Below are 24,101 nucleotides of genomic sequence, written 5' to 3'. Positions count from 1 at the left end.
AATGCGAGATAAATAGACTAACGTCGTCTAGCTATGGATACGCTGAATATTCCCCAGTTATCAATTAATTGGTTTAGTTTTTCAAAGCCCGCTTCTTCAACTAAAGTATCCATTTCGCCTTGGCTACGACAACGCATAACCCATGCTTGGCCACCTTGGTGGCTTGGTAGTACCCGAGCAATCATTTCAACTTGAGGGTGCCATGGCTGGCAAGTATAAATTAATAGCCCGCCAGGAGGGATAGCTCGAGAAAGTCCATTTAATGAAGCGTTTATCATTTCATTACTGGGGAACAGTTCATACAAACCACTGACAATGCCAATTGTTGGAGAGGGTGAAACCGCGGCTAAATCATCGGCGTCAAAAGCATTACCTTCAGTAAATTGAATTTTATCTTCAAGGTAACGTTCCTTAATATGTAATTGTCCTTGCTCAACATTGATAGGGCTATAGTCTCTTAATAGGACAGACTCAACTTTGCTATAATCATTAATTGCATCAAAGATATAACGGCCTTGGCCTGCGGCAATATCCATAATTCGAACCGGGATACCTGTCTCCGTGAGGTCACGTATCGCTTGCCGAATAATATTTTCAATATTCACTTTGCGTTGGCGTATTCCTTGCCAGCCTATGCTGTTGAGATACTGCCTATCAATCACACGGCCAAATAAGCCTTTACCTTGGGCTTTGTCGCGGTATACGTAATCGAGAGTTGAACCTGAATCAAACCCTTTGTCATAACCAATGCAAATACCTTCAGAAGCTTTACCTAGTGTACTCATTGATTTGCTCATAATTTTATAAGCAAGATTTTTAGGGCACCATTTAGGCAAAGGAGTCATGAGCGAACGATATTTTTCAGCACTGACACTCCAGATATCTTCATATTGATAATTATGTTGGTAGCGCGGTAAGGCGAATAATTTCCCAATAAAATCACGGATTTTTTCAATTGGGATATGGCGTTCTTTTTCACCTAATGTGTCGTGGTAAAAACCGGGTAATATATGTTTTTCTTTTATTGGGGTATTTAATCTTTCAAAAAACTGATGTTGAGGTCGATGGTGGACAACGTGGTCACTACCTGAAATAAATAATTGAGTTGGTAAGGTAATTGCACCTGCATCAGCCACTACACGTTCAGCTGTTTTATATAATTCAAGTAAAATATTGACGGCAATAGGGCGAGTGATCAATGGATCGCGATTAAACGAATCAATTCGTTGTTCATCATGAGTCAGAAATTTAGCTTTGACATAGGAATTCACATAGAACAAACCGCGAGCCTTTTGCATTAAAGCAAGCCCTGTCCGGGCAAATGGGACATACAATTTAACCTTAAATGCAGGAGAGGCGAGTACCATCCCACGAATTTTGGGGGCGTAATCATGAACCCAAGCGGAGACAAGGACGGCACCAACACTTTGTCCGATAACAATGATATTTTCTAAGGGAATATTATATTGGGAGGAAATGTGACGTACGAATTCATCGACATCATTGACAGATGTGCTTAGTGAAGGGCTATAACCTCGCGGGCCATCATTTTTACCATGACCACGGGCATCCCATGCAAACATCGCATAGTCAGGTAAATTGAGTTCATCGACTAAATGGGCGACACGGCCAGAATGTTCATGGCCACGATGAAATAAAATAATCGCTTTGTTGGTCGAAGTCTCTGTTGGCCAATGTCGATAAAAAAGAGAAGTATGGTCACTGGTGGTAAATTGGGACTCAATAACGGGACGTTGCGTCAGATAATCTGTCTGAGCGTTCATAATTCTTCCTTAATTATTATTCGCCGATGTAGATAATTCACAAAGTGCACGACGAATACGGTTATAGCAAGTATAAAACAGCAACAAAGTTAAAAGGATAAACAGATAACTTATCCAACTAGAAAATATGATTTGCGGGAAAATACTGACAAGCAGCCCTAACGCACCGAAAATAAAGGCTCGATCACTTTTACCAATAGGGCCGTCATAGCGACGAGACGCACCAATTGCTTGAGTGATAACACCAATAAATTCAGTAAGTAGCGTAAGAAATAGAATGAATAAAATAAGCCAAAATACTTGAGGGAAAATAACCGCAAATGGTAGGTATAGTGCGATATCTGAAATAACATCACCAAGCTCATTCAGGATTGCACCAAGGTGGCTTTTTTGGTTGTGCTCCCTTGCTAACATGCCATCAATCGCATTGAGTGCCATACGAATAAACAGTACGAAAGGTAATAAAATAAACAGGTGTGGGTTTGGAATGAACAGTAATAGCATTCCGCAGATCACAGACAAAAGTAAAGCTGCCAAAGTGACTTGATTAGCCGTCACACCCGCACTAAATAGCTTACGAACAATTGGACGAAGAAGATCTTGAAATTTAGGTTTCAGATCGTAAATGGTCATTGAGTATTCCTTTCTCGTCACCGCACTTAGATGCAGCATTGGGATATATCAATACCCGATTGATGGATGTCTGCAATAAGAGCTATCTTAAGTTAGGAAATAACCAAGGGAAGTTATTTAGTAATTATATCGAAGGTACTGCGGTAATTATTTGAATAAACGGCCAAAAAGCACTTCATAAAATCTAAAGAGAATGAATTTATCGGTATTAAGGAAAAACGGGTTAACCAATATGATACTCAGTCAGGCCAATATCCTTTGTTTATCGATTTTTGAACGCATTCGTTTAAATTGGCTAGGTGTCATGGTGGTCATTTCTTTGAATTTTCGGCAGAAAGCGCTGTGATCAGCATAAGCACACTTACTGGAAATTTCAGTAATTGAAAAATCATCTTCGAGCAGTTCAATCGCATGTTCAAGCCGCATTTTTTGAATATATTGTTGAGGGGTTATCAAAAAAATAGCTTTAAACTGGCGGTTTAATTGAGAAAGCGAGAGGCCAGATATGTCAGCAAGTGTTGTCATTTTTATTGCGGTATCGAAATGCTCACTAATATAGCGTTCAACACGGCTAAGTTGGTTGTTTAGCTTAGGGCTGACCGATTTCACATCTTGTAAATCCACTGAAATACCTGCAACTCCAATAACTTGGTTACGTGTATTAAAAATAGGAACCTTAGTTGTTAAACACCATCCCAACAAACCCGCTTTATACAGGTGAAGTTCAAGTTTATTAATGACGCTAATTTTTTTCTCCATCACTAAATAATCTTGAGAACTATAGCTTTGGCCTAGTTCCGAATGAAAAATATCCTCAGCACATTTACCAACCAGATGATTAACGCTATCGATTTTACAACGGGTGGCTAAATTATCATTGGCCAAAACATACTTTGCATTATGGTCTTTCACAAAGAAAGTCACATTCGGCAAGGTATTAATGAGGGGCATCACTAAGCCTAAATGATTTAATAGAACATCAATATTATCAACAGGAAACAGCATGTTCTCCTGACTAATCAATAACAATTTATTTAGATTGATCATGCTGCGCTCCGAAATATTAAATTAATTTTACTAGTTCTGTTAAATATTTTTAGATTGTGCAGAAAAGCGCATAAGTTTGTTAGAAAGATATCAAGAGTTGTTAACAAAAATCAAGCATTCTATTAACAATGATAATAGATAGGATGCTAACCAATGCAATATCAATATACTAAAATTGAAGTTATCGACTCCCATACTGCAGGTGAGCCAACTCGGCTCGTTATCGACGGATTCCCTGATTTAGGGCAGCAAAGCATAGCATCAAGACTGGAGATATTACGCCATCAACATGATGTATGGCGTAAAACCACCATTTTAGAGCCACGAGGTAATGATATTTTAGTGGGGGCACTATTGTGTAAACCACAAAACCCAGCAGCAGCAGCCGGTGTGATTTTTTTTAACAATCAAGGTTACTTGGGAATGTGTGGCCATGGCACTATCGGTTTAGTGGCTTCATTGCATTTTCTCGGTCATATCACTTTCGGTAAACATCTTATCGAAACCCCGGTAGGGGATGTTACGGCTCATTTGCATCAAGATGGCAGTGTGAGTATTCAGAATGTTTATTCATATCGTTATCGCAAAGCGGTACAAGTTAATGTTCCAGAACTCGGTACCATTGCCGGGGATATTGCTTGGGGCGGAAATTGGTTCTTTCTTGTTGATAAGTCACCAGTCACTATTGATTACGAAAACATTAAATTACTGACAGAAGTCAGTTTAAAGATTAAACAAGCCTTATCCGATCAAGGTATTTACGGTAAAGATGGCCAAGAAATTGACCATATCGAATTATTCGGTACACACCCCGAAGCCAATAGCCAAAGTTTTGTTTTATGCCCAGGCGGCGCTTATGACCGCTCCCCTTGTGGAACAGGAACAAGTGCCAAACTTGCCTGTTTAGCCGCGGATAAAATGCTGGCGGCTGGTGAAATATGGCATCAAGCCAGTGTGATTGGCAGCCAATTTCAGGCCAGTTTTCAACAGGCTGATGAAAACGGCATTATTCCGACTATTCGCGGGCATGCCTATATCAGTGGGAAAAATACCTTATTGATAGATGAACAAGATCCATTTCGTTTTGGAATTTCAGTGGCATAGGGGAATGAAATGGAACGCAAATATCCAGTGATTGTAGTGGGTGGCGGCATTATTGGTCTGAGTATTGCACTGACAGTGCAAGCTAATGGGTCACAAGTGCTGTTGCTTGATAAACATGAAATTGGTCAAGGTGCTTCATTTGGTAACGCAGGGCATATAGCGACAGAACAAGTTTTTCCGATTGCGGATCCGAGCGTTTTAAAATCAATTCCGAAAATGTTATTTGATCCACTAGGCCCTTTGCGTCTGGATTGGCGCTATTTATTACCGCTAACACCTTGGTTAATAAAATTGTTGGGTAACATGCGCCATAAGCCTTTTACCCATATTCATCACACATTGATGACACTAAATAGTGCCGCTTTCGATTCATGGCAAGCATTTATTCAGAAATGGCAATTAAATGACCTTGTCAAAATGAAGGGTTCACTATTGGTGGCAGAAAAAAAAGAGACGCTCGATAAGCTAAGCCAGCACAGTGAGTACCTGCAAAGTATTGGTGTGGCTAATCAATTGATTGATCAAGATACGCTATTAACGCGCGAACCTGCTTTATCTGAAAGCCAAATCGGTGGCATTTTTTATCCCGATACAGGCCATGTTGTGAATTTATGTGCATTACACCAAAAACTGACAGAAGCTTTTATCGCTGCGGGTGGGCAGGTATTAACCCACTGTGAAGTAACAGAAATCACATCAACGTCGAATCAACAAGCGATATTGACAACCACTCAAGGGCAGTTTACAGGACAAAAAATAGTGATTGCAGGGGGTGCATTCTCTAAATCGCTAGTCAAAATGGTGAGTCGTATCAGAGTGCCACTTGAAACTGAGCGTGGTTATCATTTGATGTTGCCCCATGAATTAGGTCGATTATCGATACCAGTATCAAGTATGGATAGGCGTTTTATAATGACGCCAATGTCTCAAGGGCTACGCCTCGCAGGAACCGTAGAATACGCAGGGTTAAAACGTCCTGCGAATATGCAGCGAGCTCAACATTTTCTCCCGTTAGCACAACCTATGCTAAAGGAAACATTAAATAGCCAACAATCTACATCATGGATGGGGTTTCGCCCATCTACGTCTGATTCATTACCAATTTTAGACCATAAAGGCCCCTATATTTTTGCATTCGGTCACCAACACTTGGGGCTAACCCAAGCGGCGATCACCGCAGATATTGTGAATAGTTTTATCCATCATCAGCCGACAAGTATCGACTGTGCCCCTTTTTCCATTGAACGATTTCTTTAATTTTGAGGAGAATTCAAAATGAATTTCCATGGCATTCTTGTTCCATTAGTGACCCCATTTCATGATGATTTAACATTAAATGTCAGTGCGCTTGCTGAATTAACTGAAAAACTTATTGAGCGGGGTGTGACGGGTTTAGTGGTTTGTGGGACAACTGGGGAGTATTACGCATTAAACGAAGATGAACGTAAGACCGTGCTGTCAACCGTTTGCAAAATTGCCAAAGGGCGAGTGACATTAATTGCGGGTATTAATGATTTATCAACTGAGGGGGCTATTGCACGTGCGAAACAAGCTCAAGAACTCGGTTATGAAGGGTTAATGCTGTCTCCACCGCCATATAGTTTGCCGGACCAGCAAGGTGTATTCGCCCACTATGAAAAAGTCGCAAAATCAACATCATTACCCATAATTATGTACAATTTTCCAGCTCGGATTGGCGTTGAAATTGACATTGAAACGGTTATTAAGCTAGCCGAAATTGACAATATTGTCGCTATCAAAGAAAGCAGTGGAAACTTTAGCCGAGCACTGCACTTATTACAAACACCATTCAAAAATTTTGAGGTCATTTGTGGTTGTGATGACCAACCAGTGGATTTCTTCTTTTGGGGGTCCAAAAGTTGGATTGCGGGAGCTGGTAATGTATACCCAGCAGAGCAAGTTGCTATTTTTAATGCCGCGCAAGCGGGTGACTGGCAACAAGCCAAGCAGATTATGAATGAAATTTACCCTGCGATTTACTCAATGGAATCAGGTGATTATAACCAAAAAGCCAAAGCGGGTTGCTTGAATGGCACATTCCATGTCGGCCCGGTTCGTTTGCCTTTGTCAAATCTAGCGTCTCAAGAACGCGATGATTTTATTAAATTAATTAAGCGCTAGGGGGGAATATGACTCTTACCCAGCAGCAGGTATTTGAACGCGCAAAACAAGGAAAACTGTGGGCGGGCAATTTAATTGCAGGGCACCCAGAACAGCAAAATAGACTAGAAAACCGGACCCCAATCGACAACAGCATTATTGGTTTTATTGCAGATGGTGATGAGAGCGATATTAATGCCGCGGTACAGGTGGCGCGTGACACGTTTAATCAAGGTGAATGGCGCGGGTTATCGCCGCAAGAACGTAAAGCTATCATGCTTAAATGGGCTAATCTGATTGAAAAACACAGTGAAGAACTTGCGGCGCTAGACTGTATTGATGCAGGTAAGCCTATCACCGAATGCTTAAATACCGATTTGCCCGCAACGATTGACACCTTTTATTGGTATGCCGAAGCGATTGATAAACTGTTTGGCAAAATTGCACCAACCAGTCATCAAGAGTTGGGGTTAATAGTGCATGAGCCTATTGGTGTGGTGGGGGCGGTATTACCGTGGAATTTCCCTGCTCAAATGTTTGCGTGGAAAGTAGCTCCAGCTCTTGCTGTCGGCAATTCGGTGATTGTGAAACCTGCCGAACTAACCTCATTAAGCGCGCATCGTATGGTGGAACTGGCCTATGAGGCGGGTATTCCTAAAGGTGCATTAAGTCTAGTTTGTGGATTAGGTGAAAAAGTCGGGGAAGCGCTTGGCCGCCATCATGATGTTGATATGGTGTCATTTACCGGTTCAACAGATGTGGGACGCTTATTTTTAAAATATTCCGCCGAAAGTAACTTAAAAGAAATTGTACTCGAATGTGGCGGTAAAAGCCCGCAAGTGGTGTTTGAAGATGCGAATATTGAAGCCGCAATTCCACATATTATGGCGGCGGCTTTCTGGAATATGAGTGAAAACTGCAGCTGTGGTTCTCGCTTAATTGTGCACGAAAGCATCAAAAAAATACTATTAGAGAAGCTTGCCGTCGCCGTTAAAGAATGGAAAGTCGGAGACCCAAGGCAAGCAGATATTTCAATTGGGCCAATGGTCGAACAGGCTCATTTTGAGAAAGTAAAATCCTTTTTAGATATCACGTTAAAAGAGGGAGGAAAATTAGTTGCGGGTGGAAAAATTCATCATGAATTGGGGGCGGGATGGTATATCGAACCGACAATTTTTGATGAAGTCACGCCTGAAATGTCGCTATTTAAGCATGAAGTTTTTGGCCCTATTTTAGCCGTCACATCGTTTAAAACTGATGATGAAGCTGTTGCTTTAGCTAATGACACTCAATATGGCTTAGCGGCTTCATTTTATAGCCAAAATATTCACCGAGCCATGCAAATTGCACAGCGTATTAATGCGGGTACTGTTTCAGTCAATGGCTTTAGTGAGGGCAATATTACAACGCCGTTTGGTGGTTTTCGTCAATCAGGTTTTGGCGGTAAAGACAACGGGTTAGAGGCATTTGAACAATATACTCAAACGAAGGTTATCTGGTTTATCCATCAGTAAAACGTTGGCCTGAGCCCCCTAGTGGACTCAGGTTTTTTTTTACCCTGCAAATACAAATAAACAATTACAATAACGAAGGAGTACAAAATGGAAGCCATCGTTAATACAATCGTTGGTTACATCTGGGGTAATGCATTAGTAGTATTATCGCTAGGTGTTGGGCTCTATTTTACATTAGCAACTCGTGGTGTGCAGTTTCGCTATCTTATTAAAATGGTCTGTTTGTTAAAGGAAAATAAAGCGTCAAAAGAAGGAATTTCCTCCTTCCAAGCATTCTGTTTAGCATTATCAGGGCGAGTTGGGGTGGGTAATATCGCCGGTGTAGCGACGGCCATTGCCGCGGGTGGTCCTGGGGCGATTTTCTGGATGGTTGTCATGGGGTTATTAGGCGGAGCAAGTGCGTTTATCGAATCAACACTCGCTCAAATATACAAGCAGCGCTCTGATGGTCAATACCGTGGCGGTTCGCCTTACTATATCGAGAAAGGGTTAAAATTGAAGCCATTTGCCATTATGGTAGCTGCTGTTATTTGCCTATCTTATGGTGTACTAGTTCCGGGTATTCAAGCCAATACCATAGCTGACTCCTTTCAAACTTCATTCAACTTACCCCCAATTGCGACAGGCGGCATTGTGACAGTGCTGATGGCATGGCTAATCTTTGGCGGTGTAAAACGTATTGCGAGTGCTGCGGATAAAATCGTGCCAATTATGGCGTTAGCGTATATCGTCATGATGGTGATCATCTTAGGTAGCCATTACGAACAAGTGCCGGGAATGTTCAGTTTAATTTTCCGCAGCGCGATGGGAATGGATGCCGTATTCGGCGGTATTGTTGGTACGGCTGTTTCATGGGGTGTACGCCGTGCGGTTTTTTCCAACGTAGCAGGGGCGGGTGAAGCTACATTTAGCTCTGCGGCAGCCGAGGTAAGCCATCCTGTAAAACAAGGGTTAATTCAAGCATTTTCAATTTACATTGATACTGTTGTTGTGTGTACAGCATCAGGTCTAATGATCCTTGTCACGAATATGTATAACGTTTTTCCAGACGGTTCGGCAACGGCCTTAGTTGAGTACGTTCCAGGGGTTGCTGCGGGAACCGCATGGACACAAATGGCGGTATCAACAGTCTTTACTTCCGCAGGGTCGGGATTCGTCTCAATCGCCGTATTTTTATTCGCATTCACAACATTGATGGCCTATTACTATATTGCAGAAACCACAATTGTTTACCTTGATAGAAAATTACGTTACCCCATTCTAAAACTGATACTAAAGTTTGTATTTTTGATTATTGTTTTTATGGGAAGTGTTCAGTCTGTCAGTTTAATGTGGAGCCTTGGCGATATTGGGTTCGGTAGTATGAGTTATCTTAATCTTATCGCCATTGTCTTCTTGTCAAAACCGGCGCTACGGGCACTTCGTGACTTTGAACGGCAGGAAAAATTAGGTGTTGATCCAGTGTTTGACCCGAAAGTGGCTGGAATAGAAAATGCAGAACTTTGGGAAGATATTAGCCGTGAATACCATGCGCAAGGAATAGGTATAGAACCGAAAGAGAAACAAAATAAAGGGATGGTATATCAAGAAGAAGAAGGTAAAAACTAGAAGAAAAATGGCGGTGAGGGAGGGATTCGAACCCTCGATACGTTGCCGTATACACACTTTCCAGGCGTGCTCCTTCAGCCTCTCGGACACCTCACCGTTTTTCTAAATCTGTTGTGGAGTAGGGAATAAAAACCTGCTCTGCAACGGGGCGCTACTATAGGGAAAATAGCGTCTTACGTCAACTCCCTATTTATCCTTTTTCCGACTTTTGTTGCTGTTTAGCTAAATAAAAAACAATTCGATTATTATCTAACCTCAAATGTTATCGGCTAAGGTAAACAATATTTTTAATGTTAATTTAAAACGGCAAGTAACAGAAGTAAAAACCGTTAGCTAGTTAACAAAATTCTGATTGTTTACAGTGTATCGGCTTGATTAACTTGAAAAGAAATCCCATTCGGCACACTCTGTTAGAAACCAAAGAGGAGTTGCCATGAATATTTTATTTTACCATCCATTTTTTGATTCGAAACAGTGGATTGACGGCATGAAAGCACGCTTACCACAAGTGAATATTCGCCAATGGGAAAAAGGGGATAACCAAAGTGCGGATTACGCCATGGTTTGGTTACCTCCTTATGAATGTCTCGCTGGTCGCAGTGATTTAAAGGGAATTTTCGCTTTAGGCGCAGGTGTGGATGCTATTTTAAAACAGGAACAAGATAAACCTGGGACCCTGCCTGCAGGGGTTCCCGTAATGCGTCTGGAAGACACGGGCATGGCGATTCAAATGGAAGAATACGCTTGTGCAAAAGTGTTAAGTTACTTTCGTCGTATGGATGAATATCGCCAATTACAATCACAGCGCCAATGGAAACAGTTACCGGCCTACCAACACGAAGATTTTGTCATTGGTGTGATGGGCGCAGGGGCATTAGGACAAGCAGTTGCAAAGCGCTTAGTAAGTTTCGGTTTTCATGTAAGAACATGGAGTCGCTCTGAAAAACAACTTGATAACGTAAAAAGTTATTTTGGCCATGACCAACTAGCTAATTTCCTTTCTGGTACTCGTGTAATTATTAATCTGTTACCAAGTACTCCAGAAACGGTGGGAATTTTAAACCAGCAACTATTTAGCCAGTTAGAGCAAGGGGCATATGTTATCAACTTAGCACGTGGCGCCCATCTGATTGAACAGGATTTGCTTTTAGCCCTTGAATCAGGACAAGTTACAGGTGCTGCACTTGATGTATTTGCGAGTGAGCCGTTGTCGCAAATGCACCCGTTCTGGACGCATCCCCGCATCGCTATCACACCTCATGTTGCCGCCTTTACAAAACCGAAAGAGGCGATGGATATGATTGTCAGTAATATCCAACGCATCGAAGCAGGGCAAGCGCCTGTTGGTGTCGTTGATATGCAACGCGGTTATTAGTCACTTCTTTGTTGCAAGTGGTCTTTATGACCACTTGTAATTATCTCCCCCTAATATCTTTCCTATTTTTTCGATATACTGAAAGTAACTGCTTCAGTCACGAGGTGTGACTACTGAATCTGTAAAATAGGATAATATATGAACGAATTTTCAATCGTCTGCCGTATTTTAGGGACACTATTTCAACGTAGTCCCTCTGATAGCCTCGTAAAACCGCTTATTGATATGATTGCTCAAGATAAATTAAAAGCATCATGGCCATTAGAACAAGATGAGTTGTGGTCACGCATGGCAAAAGACCTCGACGTCAATGCAGTTAATGCGGATTACCAAGCCCTATTTGCAGGGGAATCTCCTTCAGTTTCAATGTTAGCGAATGATTACGATTCTGAAATTACAGAAGCAGAAGTTCGCGAATTTTTAACCGTTAGAGGAATGCCCCTGACGAATGCGTCTGCTGACGCTTTTGGCGCATTGCTACTCGCGGCTTCTTGGTTAGAAGACCAAGCGGCAGAAGATGAAACTGCCGCTCAAGAAGAATTATTTGATAGCTATATCCTTAGTTGGTATGGCAGCTTTTTAGGTAAAGTTGAAGCGCATGCAACCACCACCTTTTACCGGACTTTAGCCCAAATTACGCGTGATGCAGTCATTGCTCTGCGTGATGAACTTGACTCAGAAACTGAATAATTGTGACGTTGTCACTTTTTTGTGGCGATGTTACTGATGTTTTAGTTAGCGGTATTGATTAATAATTTTGATTGAATAAAAAAGGCAACAGATTTTCTTGTTGCCTTTAATGCTTTTAACAATCGAAATTATTTATGGTTAAAATTAATCAACTAATGGAATGACCAGTTTACCCGGTTTGATTTCAAGCCCTTTAGCGAGTTTTTTCGCGGTTGCTTCAGCCGCGCCATTATCAGGATTTAACACATAAACAGGTTGGGTTTCAAAGAAAGTTTCAAGGGAACTATTCAAGTAAGGAATAACCGCTGACATCGCTGTATCCATTTTTTCTGGCATCACTTTGTAACTGCTAATATTCAATTCTTTTAAGTAAATTGAACCTGTTTTGGCATCAAAATAAGGGCGAGCAGTGAGTGTCAGGTTAATTTGCGCTTCTGCTTTACCAATCAACGAGTCTAATTTAACGGTTGCATCCCCCGTTAAAGCAACTTTTCCTGGTTCACTGCGGCCAATTTCTGATTTTAAATTAGCGAGCTGAATATCCGCATCAGCAAAACCCGTAATACCGACCTTATGGTCATATTTTACTTTATTAGCAAGGTAATTATTAATTTGTGACTCACTAATACTAAACTCAGATAATTGATTACAACCCGATAAGAGAGTGAGAAAGCCTACCATAGCGGCGATTAAAAACTTCTTCATAGAGACTCCTTTTACAGTAATACCGCTAGTTTAGCGCATTACTGCCCACTCAACATGACTGTTTCAATTTTTTTACGGTTAAATTGCTTATGCAGCGCCCATAAAGTGATAAAACCGATGAGTCCTAATAAGAACCAAGGAAGTTGAGGCAGGTTCCATTGGTGACCAATATCGTACATCCAGCCGCCACCGGTATAACCGACTGCTCCACCTAAAGCAAGGCCTAAGCGACTAAAACCCATATAGCTGCCTCGTGCTCGAGGGTCAGCAAGAGATGCACTTAATGTTTCTCTCGCTGGGTCTGCAGTTACCGTACCTAAATAAAATAGGCAAATAAGGGCGAATAGCGTATTGAGTGAGGTTGTCATGCCAATCGGAAACATGCTGAGACTCATTAAAAATAGCCCGGCCATGAGCCGTTGTTCAAGGCGAAAATGTTTTTCGCTCCAACGCGCAATGGGATAAAGCAATGTTAAAGATATCGCTGCTTCAATCGCATACATCCATTTGACGGCAGTGGGTGTGCCAGCTAATTCATTGACAACAATAGGAAACATAAGCATTACTTGAACTGACAACATAAAATAACCTGCCAATGTGACCACATAAGTTACAAAGCGTTTATCTTTCAGTACGCGTCCCATGCCTTCTTTAATGGGGGTTCTGACGGTTGAGATTCGATAAGCAGGTAATAACCAAGCATTGCAGATAGCAGCAATAATAAACACAGCAGCGCCAACCCAGCAGACATAATGGAAGTCATACTGTAGTAGCCAACTACCAATCAAAGCACCGATAACTGCACCAGCACTGTCCTGCATTAACAGCAAAGAATAAAAACGGCCACGTTCATATGGGCGAGTTAATTTAATAACTAATGCGGTTCGTGGGGGATCAAACAAGGTTCCACCCAGAGCAGAAAGTATGCAAGATAGCCATAAAACCCAAGGGTCATGGGCCACCGCCATGACTGCAAAACCACTGGCACGTAATAGCATTCCAATGACAATCATGGGCTTCGCGCCAAACCGGTCAGCGATAGCACCGCCAAAGATACCTAAACCTTGTTGAACAAACTGACGAAGCCCTAAGGCAAAACCAACCACCACGGCGGCCCAGCCCAGTTGATCAACAAAACGAATAGAAATAAGCGGAAAAACGACAAAAAAGCCTAGGACAACCAACATGTTGTCAAGCAAAAGGAAATACTTGCCAAGGCTTCTTGCCCGTGACACTTGCGCCATGAGAGACACCATTAGAAAAATAGCAAAGGGGGAAAGTTTCTTAAAATCAGTTATCAATAATATCAGTATAATAGGGTTCAATAGATGATATTTTTTTATCATAGTAACGTGAGGTATCGATGATTTATTTTTATCAATAAATATTCGTCATACTTCACTCTGTGACGGTGTTGACTGCGTTCGGCTAGTTGGGTCACATACGAGTGTATGCTCCCCAAGCTATCCTCGCTGGTCGCCTAGTCACAGCGCGAATTATTTAGAATATTGATAATTGGTAGAGGTCATACTTCACTCTGTGACGGTGTTGACTGCGTTCGGCTAGTTGGGTCACATACGAGTGTATGCTCCCCAAGCTATCCTCGCTGGTCGCCTAGTCACAGCGCGAATTATTTAGAATATTGATAATTGGTAGAGGTTATACTTCACTCTGTGACGGTGTTGACTGCGTTCGGCTAGTTGGGTCACATACGAGTGTATGCTCCCCAAGCTATCCTCGCTGGTCGCCTAGTTACAGCGCGAATTATTTAGAATATTGATAATTGGTAGAGGTCATACTTCACTCTGTGACGGTGTTGATTGTGCTTGCTGGCCTTAACGATGTATTTTAATTTTCAGAACATATTTTTCGTCAGCGCATTGTAAGCTACACTTTAACTTTCTAAGTTATTGGCTTGGAACTAGAGAAAATATCTGGCTTTTTATTAATTAAGGGTTAACGATGTTTGGTTATCGTTCAAATGTACCGAAAGTGCGCCTTGTCACTGATAGAATGGTTATTCGTTTGACTTATGAGCGTGATAATTATCGACTAGCTGATTATTACAGCCTGAATAAAGACTTTTTAATTCCGTGGGAACCCATCAGGGATAACTCACATTACCAGCCTGCGGGTTGGCAGAATCGGTTACAAGTCATGAATGAAATGCATCGAGAAGGAAGCGCTTTCCATTTCTTACTATTAGACAAAGAAGAAAATGAAGTCATGGGGGTAGCGAACTTTAGTAATGTATTACGTGGCTCATTTCATGCATGCTATCTAGGTTATTCATTGGGTCAAAAATGGCAAGGCCAAGGCCTAATGCATGAGGCGTTAACCCAAGCAATCCGTTATATGCAGCAACACCAAAAAATGCACCGAATTATGGCAAATTATATGCCTCATAATATGCGTAGTGGTAATTTATTGACTAAGCTTGGCTTTGAACGGGAAGGTTATGCAAAGCAATACTTACAAATCAACGGTGAGTGGCGTGACCATGTATTAACGGCACTGACCGATAACACTTGGGCGCTGAATAAAGCCTAAATTCCTAATTTACTTTTCAATCGTAGTCAGTTGCAGTGCACACTGTTAAACTGATGCGATTGTATTCTTTTAGTCTATCAATCATGAATTTATTAAAATCATTGGCGGCAGTAAGCTCCATGACCATGATGTCTCGTGTGCTTGGCTTTATTCGTGACGCCATTATCGCTCGAGTTTTTGGTGCAGGAGCGGCTGCAGACGCCTTTTTTGTCGCATTTAAATTACCGAATCTTTTACGCCGAATTTTTGCCGAGGGGGCATTTTCACAAGCGTTTGTTCCCATACTGGCGGAATATAAAAACCAACAGGGAGAAGAAGCCACTCGTACATTTGTCGCTTATATTGCCGGGATGCTAACCCTTGCTTTGGCGATTGTGACTATCCTTGGCATGATAGCCGCTCCTTGGATCATTTATGTCACCGCTCCTGGGTTTACCGATGACGCTGATAAATTTGCGCTGACTACTGACCTTTTACGGGTCACATTCCCTTATATTTTTCTGATTTCACTGGTCTCCCTCGCTGGGGCAATTCTCAATACTTGGAACCGTTTTTCGGTTCCGGCATTCGCGCCGACATTGCTCAATGTCAGTATGATCATTTTTGCCGCTTTCGCAGCCCCATACTTTAATCCACCCATTATGTCATTGGCATGGGCGGTGCTGGTTGGTGGTGTCTTACAGCTAGTCTATCAGCTCCCATATCTTAAAAAGGTGGGCATGTTAGTGTTACCACGCTTGTCATTTCGTGATAGCGGGGTTTGGCGTGTAATGAAAATGATGGGACCCGCCATTATTGGGGTGTCTGTCGCTCAAATTTCTTTAATTATCAATACGATATTCGCCTCTTTTTTGCAATCTGGTTCAGTGTCATGGATGTATTACGCCGATAGGCTAATGGAATTGCCATCTGGAGTACTTGGTGTGGCTCTCGGAACGATTTTATTGCCTTCTCTCGCGAAAAGCTTCACGAGCGGTAATCAAAATGAGTATCGCCAATTGATGGACTGGGGGTTGCGCCTTTGTTTGTTATTAGCCTTGCCATGTGCGTTAGGGTTGGCAATACTCTCTGAAGCATTAACGGTGTCTTTATTCCAATACGGTAATTTTACCGCGCATGACTCATTAATGACGCAATATGCTTTAATTGCCTATTGTGTCGGTTTAACGGGGATGATTTTGGTGAAAATTTTGGCACCGGGCTTTTATTCACGCCAAGATATTCGTACGCCAGTAAAAATTGCGATTGTCACTTTAATATTAACACAATTGATGAACTTAGCCTTTATTGGCCCATTGCAACATGCAGGCTTAGCCTTATCCATTGGGTTAGCAGCTTGTTTTAATGCAGGGGTTCTCTATTGGCAATTGCGCAAGCAAGATATTTTTCAGCCTTTAGCGGGTTGGAAAGGGTTTATATTTAAATTATTGATAGCCTTAATTGTAATGGGAGCCGTGCTATTTAGTGTCTTACATTTCATGCCATCTTGGCAAGAAGGTAATATGCTGATGCGTATGCTACGTTTGATAGGCGTCGTAATTGTTGGAGCGGGAAGTTATTTCGTTGCTTTATACGTGCTTGGGTTCCGCCCTCGTGACTTTATGAAACGTAGTATTGCCTAATTAATAAGAGGGTCAATGACCTTAAAAGCCCAATTTTAATGAGGAAATCTCATAAAATTGGGCTTTTTTATCTCTGCAATCTATGTAGTTAAGGTGCCAGCAGGCATAGATTCTTTCCCTTCAATTTCTAATTATCTACGCAAATTTATTCTCTTTATAACTGAATTATTAATTTCAAAATCATTTCATGAAATTTCAATTAATTGTTTTCATTGATAAAAGCAATAGCCAACTCTATTTTTGGAGTATATTTACTGGGTTGTTGTGACAACAATTAATTTCAGGGAAATATTCAATTTATTGGATATTGTTTGTTGACTATTGTCAACGCAATGGCTATGTTATGTATCACGGAGGTCGATGAAAAAACACCCAAATAAGCATGTTCAGGCTGCTATTGAATATGCGATAGAAAATGGCTGGGTCTGGGTTACAGCAGGAAACTCATCACATACTTTTTGCAAGTTACGTTGTGGTAACGCAGTGGGTGAACACAAAACACATATGATGAGTGTCTGGTCAACGCCAAAAGTTATGGAAGTGCATGCTAAACAGATAATACGTAAAGTGAACCACTGTATTGCTCTTTTAGGTTAATCCAAGCGGCTTAGGCCGCTTATTTATGTAAGATGGGGAAATTATGGCGGTATTTACTTTCACATTAACACTATCGGGTGTGACTGCTGATACGGAAGGCTTAGTTGATACCATATTTGCCGCAGGCTGTGGCGATGCATTGGTGTGCTTCTATGGTAAATCGGTTTATTTAGAATTTGATAGGGAAGCGGAATCTTTTGATCGTGCAATTGAAACTGCGATTACAGATATTGAAAGTACATCAATGAGTATAAAAGTGGAATCTATTGATTCCGCTTTGGTTGGGCTAAGTGATATTGCAGAATTGACAGGACTAACCCGTCAAGCAGTGGCTTTGCTGAAAGATGGGGCTCGAGGTAAAGGTCATTTCCCTGCGCCCGTACAACGTTTGAGAGGGGCATCTCCGTTATGGGACTGGGCGAGTGTTGCTGATTGGCTACAACAGAATAACCGGTTGTCGCATAACCCTGAACTTTATGAACAAGCAAAAATACTTTGTAAATGGAACTTAGTACTCCGTAATTGCGCGAATGAATATATCGATGAATTGCAAAAACTAACAACAAAGCTAGCGAAACAACGCAAACAAAAACGGCTCACCGAAGTGAACCGTTAATAGACAACCTATAGATTTGAATTACATTCTTTCAACGGTTTCAATACCCAGTGTGTCTAAGCCGGTTTTTAACGTTCTTTGGGTTAATGCAGCCAATTTCAAGCGGCTTTGGCGCTGGGCTTCGTCATCAGCTGACAAGATAGGGCAGTGCTCATAGAAACCAGAGAACAAACCTGCTAATTCATATAAATAAGCACACATAACATGAGGTGTACCATCACGAGCGACAGTTAGAATGGTTTCTTCAAACTGTAATAAACGTGTCGCAAGTGCAATTTCACGAGGGTCTTGTAATGAAATAGGCAGAGTTAAGTCTGCATGGGTTAAATTGGCTTTCTTGAAAATAGAAGCCACACGAGTATACGCATATTGCATATACGGAGCGGTATTTCCTTCGAAAGCTAACATGTTGTCCCAATCAAAAATATAATCCGTCGTTCTGTTTTTGGATAAATCAGCGTACTTAACCGCACCAATACCGACCACATTTGCGACGTTAAGTAATTCATCTTCAGGCATATCCGGGTTTTTCTCACGGATCAATGCTTGAGCGCGTTCAACCGCTTCATCAAGCAAGTCTGATAAACGAACAGTACCACCGGTACGAGTCTTAAACGGTTTGCCATCTTTACCTAGCATCATACCGAACATATGGTGCTCAAGCGCCATTGATTCAGGGATATAACCTGCTTTACGGACGATGGTCCATGCTTGCATCAAATGTTGATGTTGGCGTGAGTCAATATAGTAAAGTGAGCGGTCAGCATGCAGGGTTTCATAACGGTATTTAGCACAGGCAATATCGGTTGTTGTATACAAGAAGCCACCATCTTTTTTCTGGACGATCACGCCCATAGGTTCGCCTTCTTTATTTTTAAATTCATCAAGGAAAACAACCGTTGCGCCTTCACTCTCAACCGCTAAACCTTTAGCTTTTAAATCTGCAACAATACCCGGTAGCATGCTGTTATATAAGCTTTCACCCATCACGTCATCTTCAGTTAAGGTGACGTTTAAGCGGCGGTAGGTTTCTTGGTTTTGTTGCATAGTGATATCAACCAATTTACGCCACATTTGGCGGCAATACTCATCACCGGATTGCAATTTCACAACATAACCACGTGCGCGTACCGCGAACTCTTCATCTTCGTCGTAGTGCTTTTTGGCTTCACGGTAAAATTCTTCGAGGTCTGCAAGTGCCATATCCGTGGCATCTTCATTTTGTACTTTTTCAAGATAGGCAATTAACATACCAAATTGCGTACCCCAATCACCGACGTGATTGGCTCGAATGACTTTATGACCAATAAATTCCTGGGTACGTGCCGCAGCATCACCAATGATGGTTGAACGCAAGTGACCCACGTGCATCTGTTTTGCGACATTAGGCGCTGAATAGTCAATAACAATCGTTTCAGACTTGACTGGTGCGATACCTAAGCGCTGTGAAGCTAATGCTTCTTCAACATGCTTTTCAACCCAAGTTGGCTCAAGGAAGATATTAATAAAGCCAGGACCTGCAATTTCAACTTTGCTGGCAATCCCTTCCAAATCTAAGTGATTAACAAGCTGTTCAGCCAGTTGTCGCGGAGCCATCCCCATCTTTTTAGCCGCGCCCATCACTCCATTAGCTTGGTAGTCACCAAACTGAGCTTTAGCGGACTGACGCACAAGTGCATCACTGCCTTCTGGAGCACCCGCTGCTAACATCGCAGCACTAATTTTATCTGAAAGAATCGCCTGAATATTCACCGAATTACCTTAAATTACGAACATAGTTACCGCATTGTGCCATCACATGCGCATAACTAAAAGGTGGAAGAGAAAAATCGGCAGGTTTTATACCACATTTTGGGGCTCTCATGCTACAGTCTGCGCCATTGTTTAGCAGATAAGTTTTTGTAAAGGGGGGCTTTAAGTGCCACAGTTTAGCAAAATTTCGCAATTACAAGATTTATGGGATGACCTACCTGTATTTATTAGTAAATTACAACAGATGGCGCAGGAGATAAACCTATCATTGTCATCCTTTCCGATAGACCACATTTCAGTGCGTTGTCATCATCTTGCAACTGCAGAACGTTGGCACCAAGGGTTACTGCAATGTGCGCAACTTTTATCTGACAATGTAATTAATGGTCGGCCGATTCGTTTATATGAGCTAAGCGAACCGTTAAACATCGTAGGCCAAGATGTGTTTATGATTGAATTACCTTTCCCAAAAGACAAAATTTACCCGAAAGAAAGCTGGGAACATATTGAAATGGTAATTGATGTTGAGCCAAGTGAGCTAGAAACTTCGGCATTCCAGTTGCTACCTGACCCTTTGCCCCAAGGGTACCGAATGAAGATGAGCCAGCCTAAAGGGCAGCAAGAAAGGTTGCCAAATCCAACATTAGCAGTGTCAAATGGTGAAGTAACCGTTAAATACCATCCATTTCCGCTAAAAAAGATAATTGAAAGTGAAAAATAAGTGATGTAATTAACGTTATTGATCAATAATTCTCATTAACTTTTGGCGGTGTGATATCCATCCGATAACATTTTTTAATAAATGGCATTATTAGCCGAATTGTTAACGTTTAACATTAAATCTTTTCATTATTTTTGGGGCACATAAAGCAGGTATTTTATTGCTCTATTTCGGAGGTTGTGATGGCAAAACTGGAAATCTGTTGTTTTGGAATTGAATGCGCCCAAGTGGCCCAAGAGTATGGTGCAGATCGTATCGAGCTTTGCTCTGGCGCCGCTGATGGTGGCTTAACACCCAGTTATGGCTACCTGAAACTGGCAAAAGAAAAACTACATATTCCAGTTCATCCTATTATTCGTCCTCGTGGTGGTGATTTTTGCTATAACATCAGTGAATTTGACGTGATCCGTGAAGATTTAATTATGATTAAGGAAATGGGTTTTTCAGGCGCTGTTATCGGTATATTGGACAGTGAAGGGCGCATTGATATCAATAGGATGCACACGTTGATGGAAATAGCTCAGGGGATGAATATTACCTTCCACCGTGCATTTGATATGTGTATTAACCCATTGTTAGCTTTAGAACAATTAAAGGAACTCGGCGTAGCTCGCATTTTAACCTCTGGGCAGCAACAAAGCGCGGAGTTAGGTTTACCGCTCTTGAAAGAGCTACATGAAAAAAGCCAGCAAATTAATGGCCCACAAATAATGGCAGGTGCGGGCGTACGTTTGGCCAATTTAAGTAAATTTATGGAAATCGGCTTATCTGAGGTGCACAGTTCCGCGGGGAAAACGGTACCATCAACCATGAGTTACCGCAAAGTGGGCGTGACAATGGCCTCTAATAGTGAATCAGATGAATTTACTCATTATTGTGTGGATGGTCCTACGGTCGAAGCGATGAAGGACTTTATTTCTATTACAGAAAAAGTTTCTGTTTAATTGCTGCCGGACTCAATACACAGCTTTGATATAGAAATTTTACATAGCTTGTTATTCTTTAAGGAAAATCAATTCGTTGGTTTTCCTTATTGTTTTTTAGTCATCAACTAGTTTAATGTCATTAAAATAGTCAATAAGAAGACTAAAAATATGATTTATTTATCATTAATGGTTTAATTATTGCTTGTGTTGATGCATGTCAATTAACCCTTATTTTTATAAGGCTACTATCTAATTACTATAAGAATACTAAGTAATTCAATTTATAATAATTAATAAGGTAGCAATGTAATGATCAATAAAATCAGGGAAAAAGCGCTGAGCCGGCGACAGTTTATTCAAGCCTCTGCCTCTGTCGCTACGACAACGTCTATTATCAGCTCCATCTCTCTCCCTTTTTCCGCTCAAGCAACACCAACCATCACAATCCAACCCGATGAAGTCAGCGAAAAAATCAAATACAGCGCATGCTTAGTCAATTGTGGCAGTCGCTGCCCGCTCAAAGTACATGTAAAAGATGACGTCATTACTCGTATATCGAATGAAACCATGTATGACGACACGCAATTTGGTTTACATCAAATACGTCCTTGCTTGAGAGGGCGTTCTGTTCGCTGGAAAACCTATAACCCAGACCGCTTGAAATACCCGTTATTGCGTACAGGTAAACGGGGAGAAGGAAAATTTAAACGGATCAGTTGGGATGAAGCAACGACGATTGTGGCGCAAAAATTGCGCTCAACCATTGATACATATGGCAATGAAGCGATTTACTATCAGTATGGTTCAGGATCTACTGGTGCTAATTTACAAGGGCGTAATGCCTGTAAGCGGTTACTAAGCCAACTCGGTGGGTTTCTTGATCAACATGGAACCTACTCAACTGCACAAATAAACGGCGTTATTCCGTATGTTTATGGCAAGTTGGATGATTCACTGTTGTCTGAAATAGCCAATAGCGATTTAGTTGTGATGTTTGGTCATAATATTGCGGAAACACGGATGTCCGGTGGCGGCCAATTCTACGAAACCCTAAAAGCATTAGAAAAAAGCCAAGCTAAAGTCATTATTATTGACCCGCGCCGTACCGATAGCGTGACAACGCTAGGCGCTGAATGGATCCCAATTTATCCGGGGACAGATGGTGCACTTGTGGCTGCGATTATCCATACATTGATTAAAGAACAATTAACGGATGAGGCTTTTTTAGCGAAATATTGTGTGGGTTGGGATAGCCAGACACTTCCTGAGTCTGCACCCAAAAATGGCTCATATAAGGATTATATTTTAGGGCTCGGTGAGGATGGTATTGAAAAAACACCGCAGTGGGCTAGCCAAATTACAGGCGTCTCACCGGTTCGTATTATTCAACTGGCTCGTGAGTTAGGTAATGCGAAAGCCGCGTGGATTTCTCAAGGCTGGGGATTGCAAAGAACGGCATCGGGTGAACAAGCTGCACGGGCTGTGATGATGTTACCGATTGTCACGGGGCACATTGGACGTCCAGGAACGAATGCCGGAGGATGGGGAGGAAACGTGGCGTATTCGGTGCCAGGTTTTGCTATCCCAAATCCAGTTAAAACCAAGATCCCGTGTTTTATGTGGACAGATGCGATTGCGCGCGGAACCGAAATGACGGCGACAAATTCAACACTGCTTGGTAAAGAGCGTCTTGAAACGAATGTGAAATTTTTATGGCACTATGCGAGTAATGTCACGGGTAATCAACATTCTGACTTAAACAAAACCCACAAGATTCTAACAGATGAGTCTTTATGCGAATTTATTTTGGTGTGGGATACGCATATGACGCCATCGACTAAATATGCGGATTTAATTTTACCCGATGTGACCAGCGTTGAATCAAATGATTTAATTAATAACTCGTATGCCAGCGGTGCTTATCACTACGCTATTCGCCTACAAAATGCGATTACCCCATTATGGGAGTGTCGCCAATCTTATGATGTTTTAACTGATATTGCTGAAAAACTGGGTATTAAAGACCAATTTACTGAAGGTCGTACTCATGAGCAGTGGATAGAACATTGCTATAACCTGATGCGAGAAAAAAATCCACACTTGCCAACGTTCGAAGAAACGAATGATATGGGGATCGTGGATAGAAAATTGGCAAACAGTGCAGATTATATTGCATTAAAACCATTCAGAGACTCACCTGAAACCGCGCCATTACCCACACCATCGGGTAAAATTGAAATTTATTCAGAAAGGCTCGCTAAGATAGCGAAAGAGTGGGAATACCCAACTGACCAGCGAATACCTGCTGTACCTGAATATTGTGTAAATGCTGAAGGCGTTGAAAACAAGCAAGCTAAACAAAAATATCCACTGCAAATGACAGGCTATCACGATAAAGGCCATGCGCATTCTTCATATTTTAATATTGCGATGTTACGCGAAGCCGTTCCTCACCAGTATTGGATTAACCCAATTGATGCATCAGCTCGCGGTATTCAGGATGGTGATATTACTGAAATTTTCAATGACCGTGGACGTATGCATATTAAAGCAAAAGTGACGGAGCGCGTATTACCCGGTGTGATTGCAGTCCCGCAAGGTGCTTGGCGAGAAGTCAATGAGGAGGGGGTCGATATTGGCGGTTGTATCAATACACTAACGACACAACAACCTTCCGCCCTTGTTAAAGGGAATCCACAACATACTAACTTAGTTGACGTGAAACGTGCATAAGGA

General features: G+C 41.7%; 20 protein-coding genes and 1 tRNA gene. 14 read left to right on the top strand and 7 right to left on the bottom strand.

The features are described from left to right. Positions 1–17: 17 nt before the first annotated feature. From P3L37_RS10610 to P3L37_RS10600, 3 genes are all read right to left on the bottom strand, one after another. The gene (locus P3L37_RS10610; RefSeq protein WP_109911305.1) at positions 18–1,784 is read right to left on the bottom strand and encodes a bifunctional alpha/beta hydrolase/class I SAM-dependent methyltransferase; all 1,767 of its coding nucleotides are present in this window, start codon (positions 1,782–1,784) and stop codon (positions 18–20) included. Between the two features lie 9 nt (positions 1,785–1,793). After that, positions 1,794–2,417, bottom strand: a complete 624-nt coding sequence (locus P3L37_RS10605; RefSeq protein ID WP_110731898.1) for a CDP-alcohol phosphatidyltransferase family protein — start codon at positions 2,415–2,417, stop codon at positions 1,794–1,796. Positions 2,418–2,660: 243 nt separating this feature from the next. Beyond that, complete coding sequence (locus tag P3L37_RS10600) at positions 2,661–3,464, bottom strand: helix-turn-helix domain-containing protein (protein ID WP_042851586.1); 804 nt, start codon at positions 3,462–3,464, stop codon at positions 2,661–2,663. A gap of 153 nt (positions 3,465–3,617) precedes the next feature. Between P3L37_RS10600 and P3L37_RS10595 the strand changes: the two genes are divergently transcribed. The 5 genes from P3L37_RS10595 (at position 3,618) to P3L37_RS10575 (ending at position 9,811) form a co-directional block, all read left to right on the top strand. After that, a complete protein-coding gene (locus P3L37_RS10595) occupies positions 3,618–4,568 on the top strand; it encodes a 4-hydroxyproline epimerase (RefSeq protein ID WP_109911307.1) in 951 nt (316 codons plus the stop codon). Positions 4,569–4,577: 9 nt separating this feature from the next. Then, positions 4,578–5,825 carry an NAD(P)/FAD-dependent oxidoreductase gene (locus tag P3L37_RS10590; protein WP_110731900.1) on the top strand — a complete coding sequence of 416 codons (1,248 nt, stop codon included), beginning with the start codon at positions 4,578–4,580 and terminating at the stop codon, positions 5,823–5,825. Between the two features lie 18 nt (positions 5,826–5,843). Beyond that, positions 5,844–6,710 (top strand): 4-hydroxy-tetrahydrodipicolinate synthase, encoded by an 867-nt coding sequence (gene dapA / locus P3L37_RS10585; protein ID WP_110731901.1) that lies wholly within the window; start codon positions 5,844–5,846, stop codon positions 6,708–6,710. 8 nt (positions 6,711–6,718) lie between these two features. Continuing rightward, the gene (locus P3L37_RS10580) at positions 6,719–8,203 is read left to right on the top strand and encodes an aldehyde dehydrogenase (RefSeq protein ID WP_110731902.1); all 1,485 of its coding nucleotides are present in this window, start codon (positions 6,719–6,721) and stop codon (positions 8,201–8,203) included. Positions 8,204–8,290: 87 nt separating this feature from the next. Next, entirely contained in the window at positions 8,291–9,811 is a 1,521-nt protein-coding gene (locus P3L37_RS10575) for an alanine/glycine:cation symporter family protein (RefSeq protein WP_109911311.1), read from the top strand. A gap of 8 nt (positions 9,812–9,819) precedes the next feature. Here P3L37_RS10575 and P3L37_RS10570 read toward each other — a convergent pair. After that, a tRNA-Ser gene (locus P3L37_RS10570) sits at positions 9,820–9,907 on the bottom strand. Between the two features lie 337 nt (positions 9,908–10,244). Here P3L37_RS10570 and ghrA point away from each other — a divergent pair. Further along, a complete protein-coding gene (gene ghrA / locus P3L37_RS10565; RefSeq protein WP_004910644.1) occupies positions 10,245–11,186 on the top strand; it encodes a glyoxylate/hydroxypyruvate reductase GhrA in 942 nt (313 codons plus the stop codon). 138 nt (positions 11,187–11,324) lie between these two features. Beyond that, positions 11,325–11,876, top strand: a complete 552-nt coding sequence (locus tag P3L37_RS10560) for a molecular chaperone (RefSeq protein ID WP_110731903.1) — start codon at positions 11,325–11,327, stop codon at positions 11,874–11,876. A gap of 144 nt (positions 11,877–12,020) precedes the next feature. On the opposite strand, the gene P3L37_RS10555 is transcribed toward P3L37_RS10560, so the two are convergent. Further along, a complete protein-coding gene (locus P3L37_RS10555; RefSeq protein WP_110731904.1) occupies positions 12,021–12,581 on the bottom strand; it encodes a lipoprotein in 561 nt (186 codons plus the stop codon). 38 nt (positions 12,582–12,619) lie between these two features. Next, entirely contained in the window at positions 12,620–13,825 is a 1,206-nt protein-coding gene (mdtH, locus tag P3L37_RS10550) for a multidrug efflux MFS transporter MdtH (protein WP_004910648.1), read from the bottom strand. Positions 13,826–14,543: 718 nt separating this feature from the next. Here mdtH and rimJ point away from each other — a divergent pair. From rimJ to P3L37_RS10530, 4 genes are all read left to right on the top strand, one after another. Then, positions 14,544–15,131: a ribosomal protein S5-alanine N-acetyltransferase gene (gene rimJ, locus P3L37_RS10545; protein ID WP_109911314.1), complete on the top strand. Its 588-nt coding sequence runs from the start codon at positions 14,544–14,546 to the stop codon at positions 15,129–15,131. 83 nt (positions 15,132–15,214) lie between these two features. Continuing rightward, entirely contained in the window at positions 15,215–16,753 is a 1,539-nt protein-coding gene (murJ, locus tag P3L37_RS10540) for a murein biosynthesis integral membrane protein MurJ (RefSeq protein ID WP_198634928.1), read from the top strand. Positions 16,754–17,113: 360 nt separating this feature from the next. Then, positions 17,114–17,350, top strand: a complete 237-nt coding sequence (locus tag P3L37_RS10535) for a hypothetical protein (RefSeq protein WP_004255083.1) — start codon at positions 17,114–17,116, stop codon at positions 17,348–17,350. Between the two features lie 43 nt (positions 17,351–17,393). Then, the gene (locus P3L37_RS10530; RefSeq protein ID WP_109911316.1) at positions 17,394–17,966 is read left to right on the top strand and encodes a helix-turn-helix transcriptional regulator; all 573 of its coding nucleotides are present in this window, start codon (positions 17,394–17,396) and stop codon (positions 17,964–17,966) included. 21 nt (positions 17,967–17,987) lie between these two features. On the opposite strand, the gene argS is transcribed toward P3L37_RS10530, so the two are convergent. After that, a complete protein-coding gene (gene argS / locus P3L37_RS10525; protein ID WP_004910662.1) occupies positions 17,988–19,718 on the bottom strand; it encodes an arginine--tRNA ligase in 1,731 nt (576 codons plus the stop codon). A 166-nt stretch (positions 19,719–19,884) separates the two neighbouring features. Between argS and P3L37_RS10520 the strand changes: the two genes are divergently transcribed. The 3 genes from P3L37_RS10520 to P3L37_RS10510 all read left to right on the top strand — a co-directional run bounded on the left by P3L37_RS10520 (position 19,885) and on the right by P3L37_RS10510 (position 24,098). Next, positions 19,885–20,439 carry a VOC family protein gene (locus P3L37_RS10520; protein ID WP_004910664.1) on the top strand — a complete coding sequence of 185 codons (555 nt, stop codon included), beginning with the start codon at positions 19,885–19,887 and terminating at the stop codon, positions 20,437–20,439. Positions 20,440–20,621: 182 nt separating this feature from the next. Further along, positions 20,622–21,383, top strand: coding sequence for a copper homeostasis protein CutC (cutC, locus tag P3L37_RS10515; protein ID WP_109911317.1), 762 nt, complete (start codon positions 20,622–20,624; stop codon positions 21,381–21,383). 291 nt (positions 21,384–21,674) lie between these two features. Further along, complete coding sequence (locus P3L37_RS10510; protein ID WP_109911318.1) at positions 21,675–24,098, top strand: DMSO/selenate family reductase complex A subunit; 2,424 nt, start codon at positions 21,675–21,677, stop codon at positions 24,096–24,098. The last annotated feature ends 3 nt before the right edge of the window (positions 24,099–24,101 follow it).

The organism is Providencia sp. PROV114 (assembly GCF_032704305.1).
GTDB lineage: Bacteria > Pseudomonadota > Gammaproteobacteria > Enterobacterales > Enterobacteriaceae > Providencia > Providencia rettgeri.
Note: the sequence above shows the minus strand (reverse complement) of the source record. Positions and strands in the feature narration are given on the sequence as shown.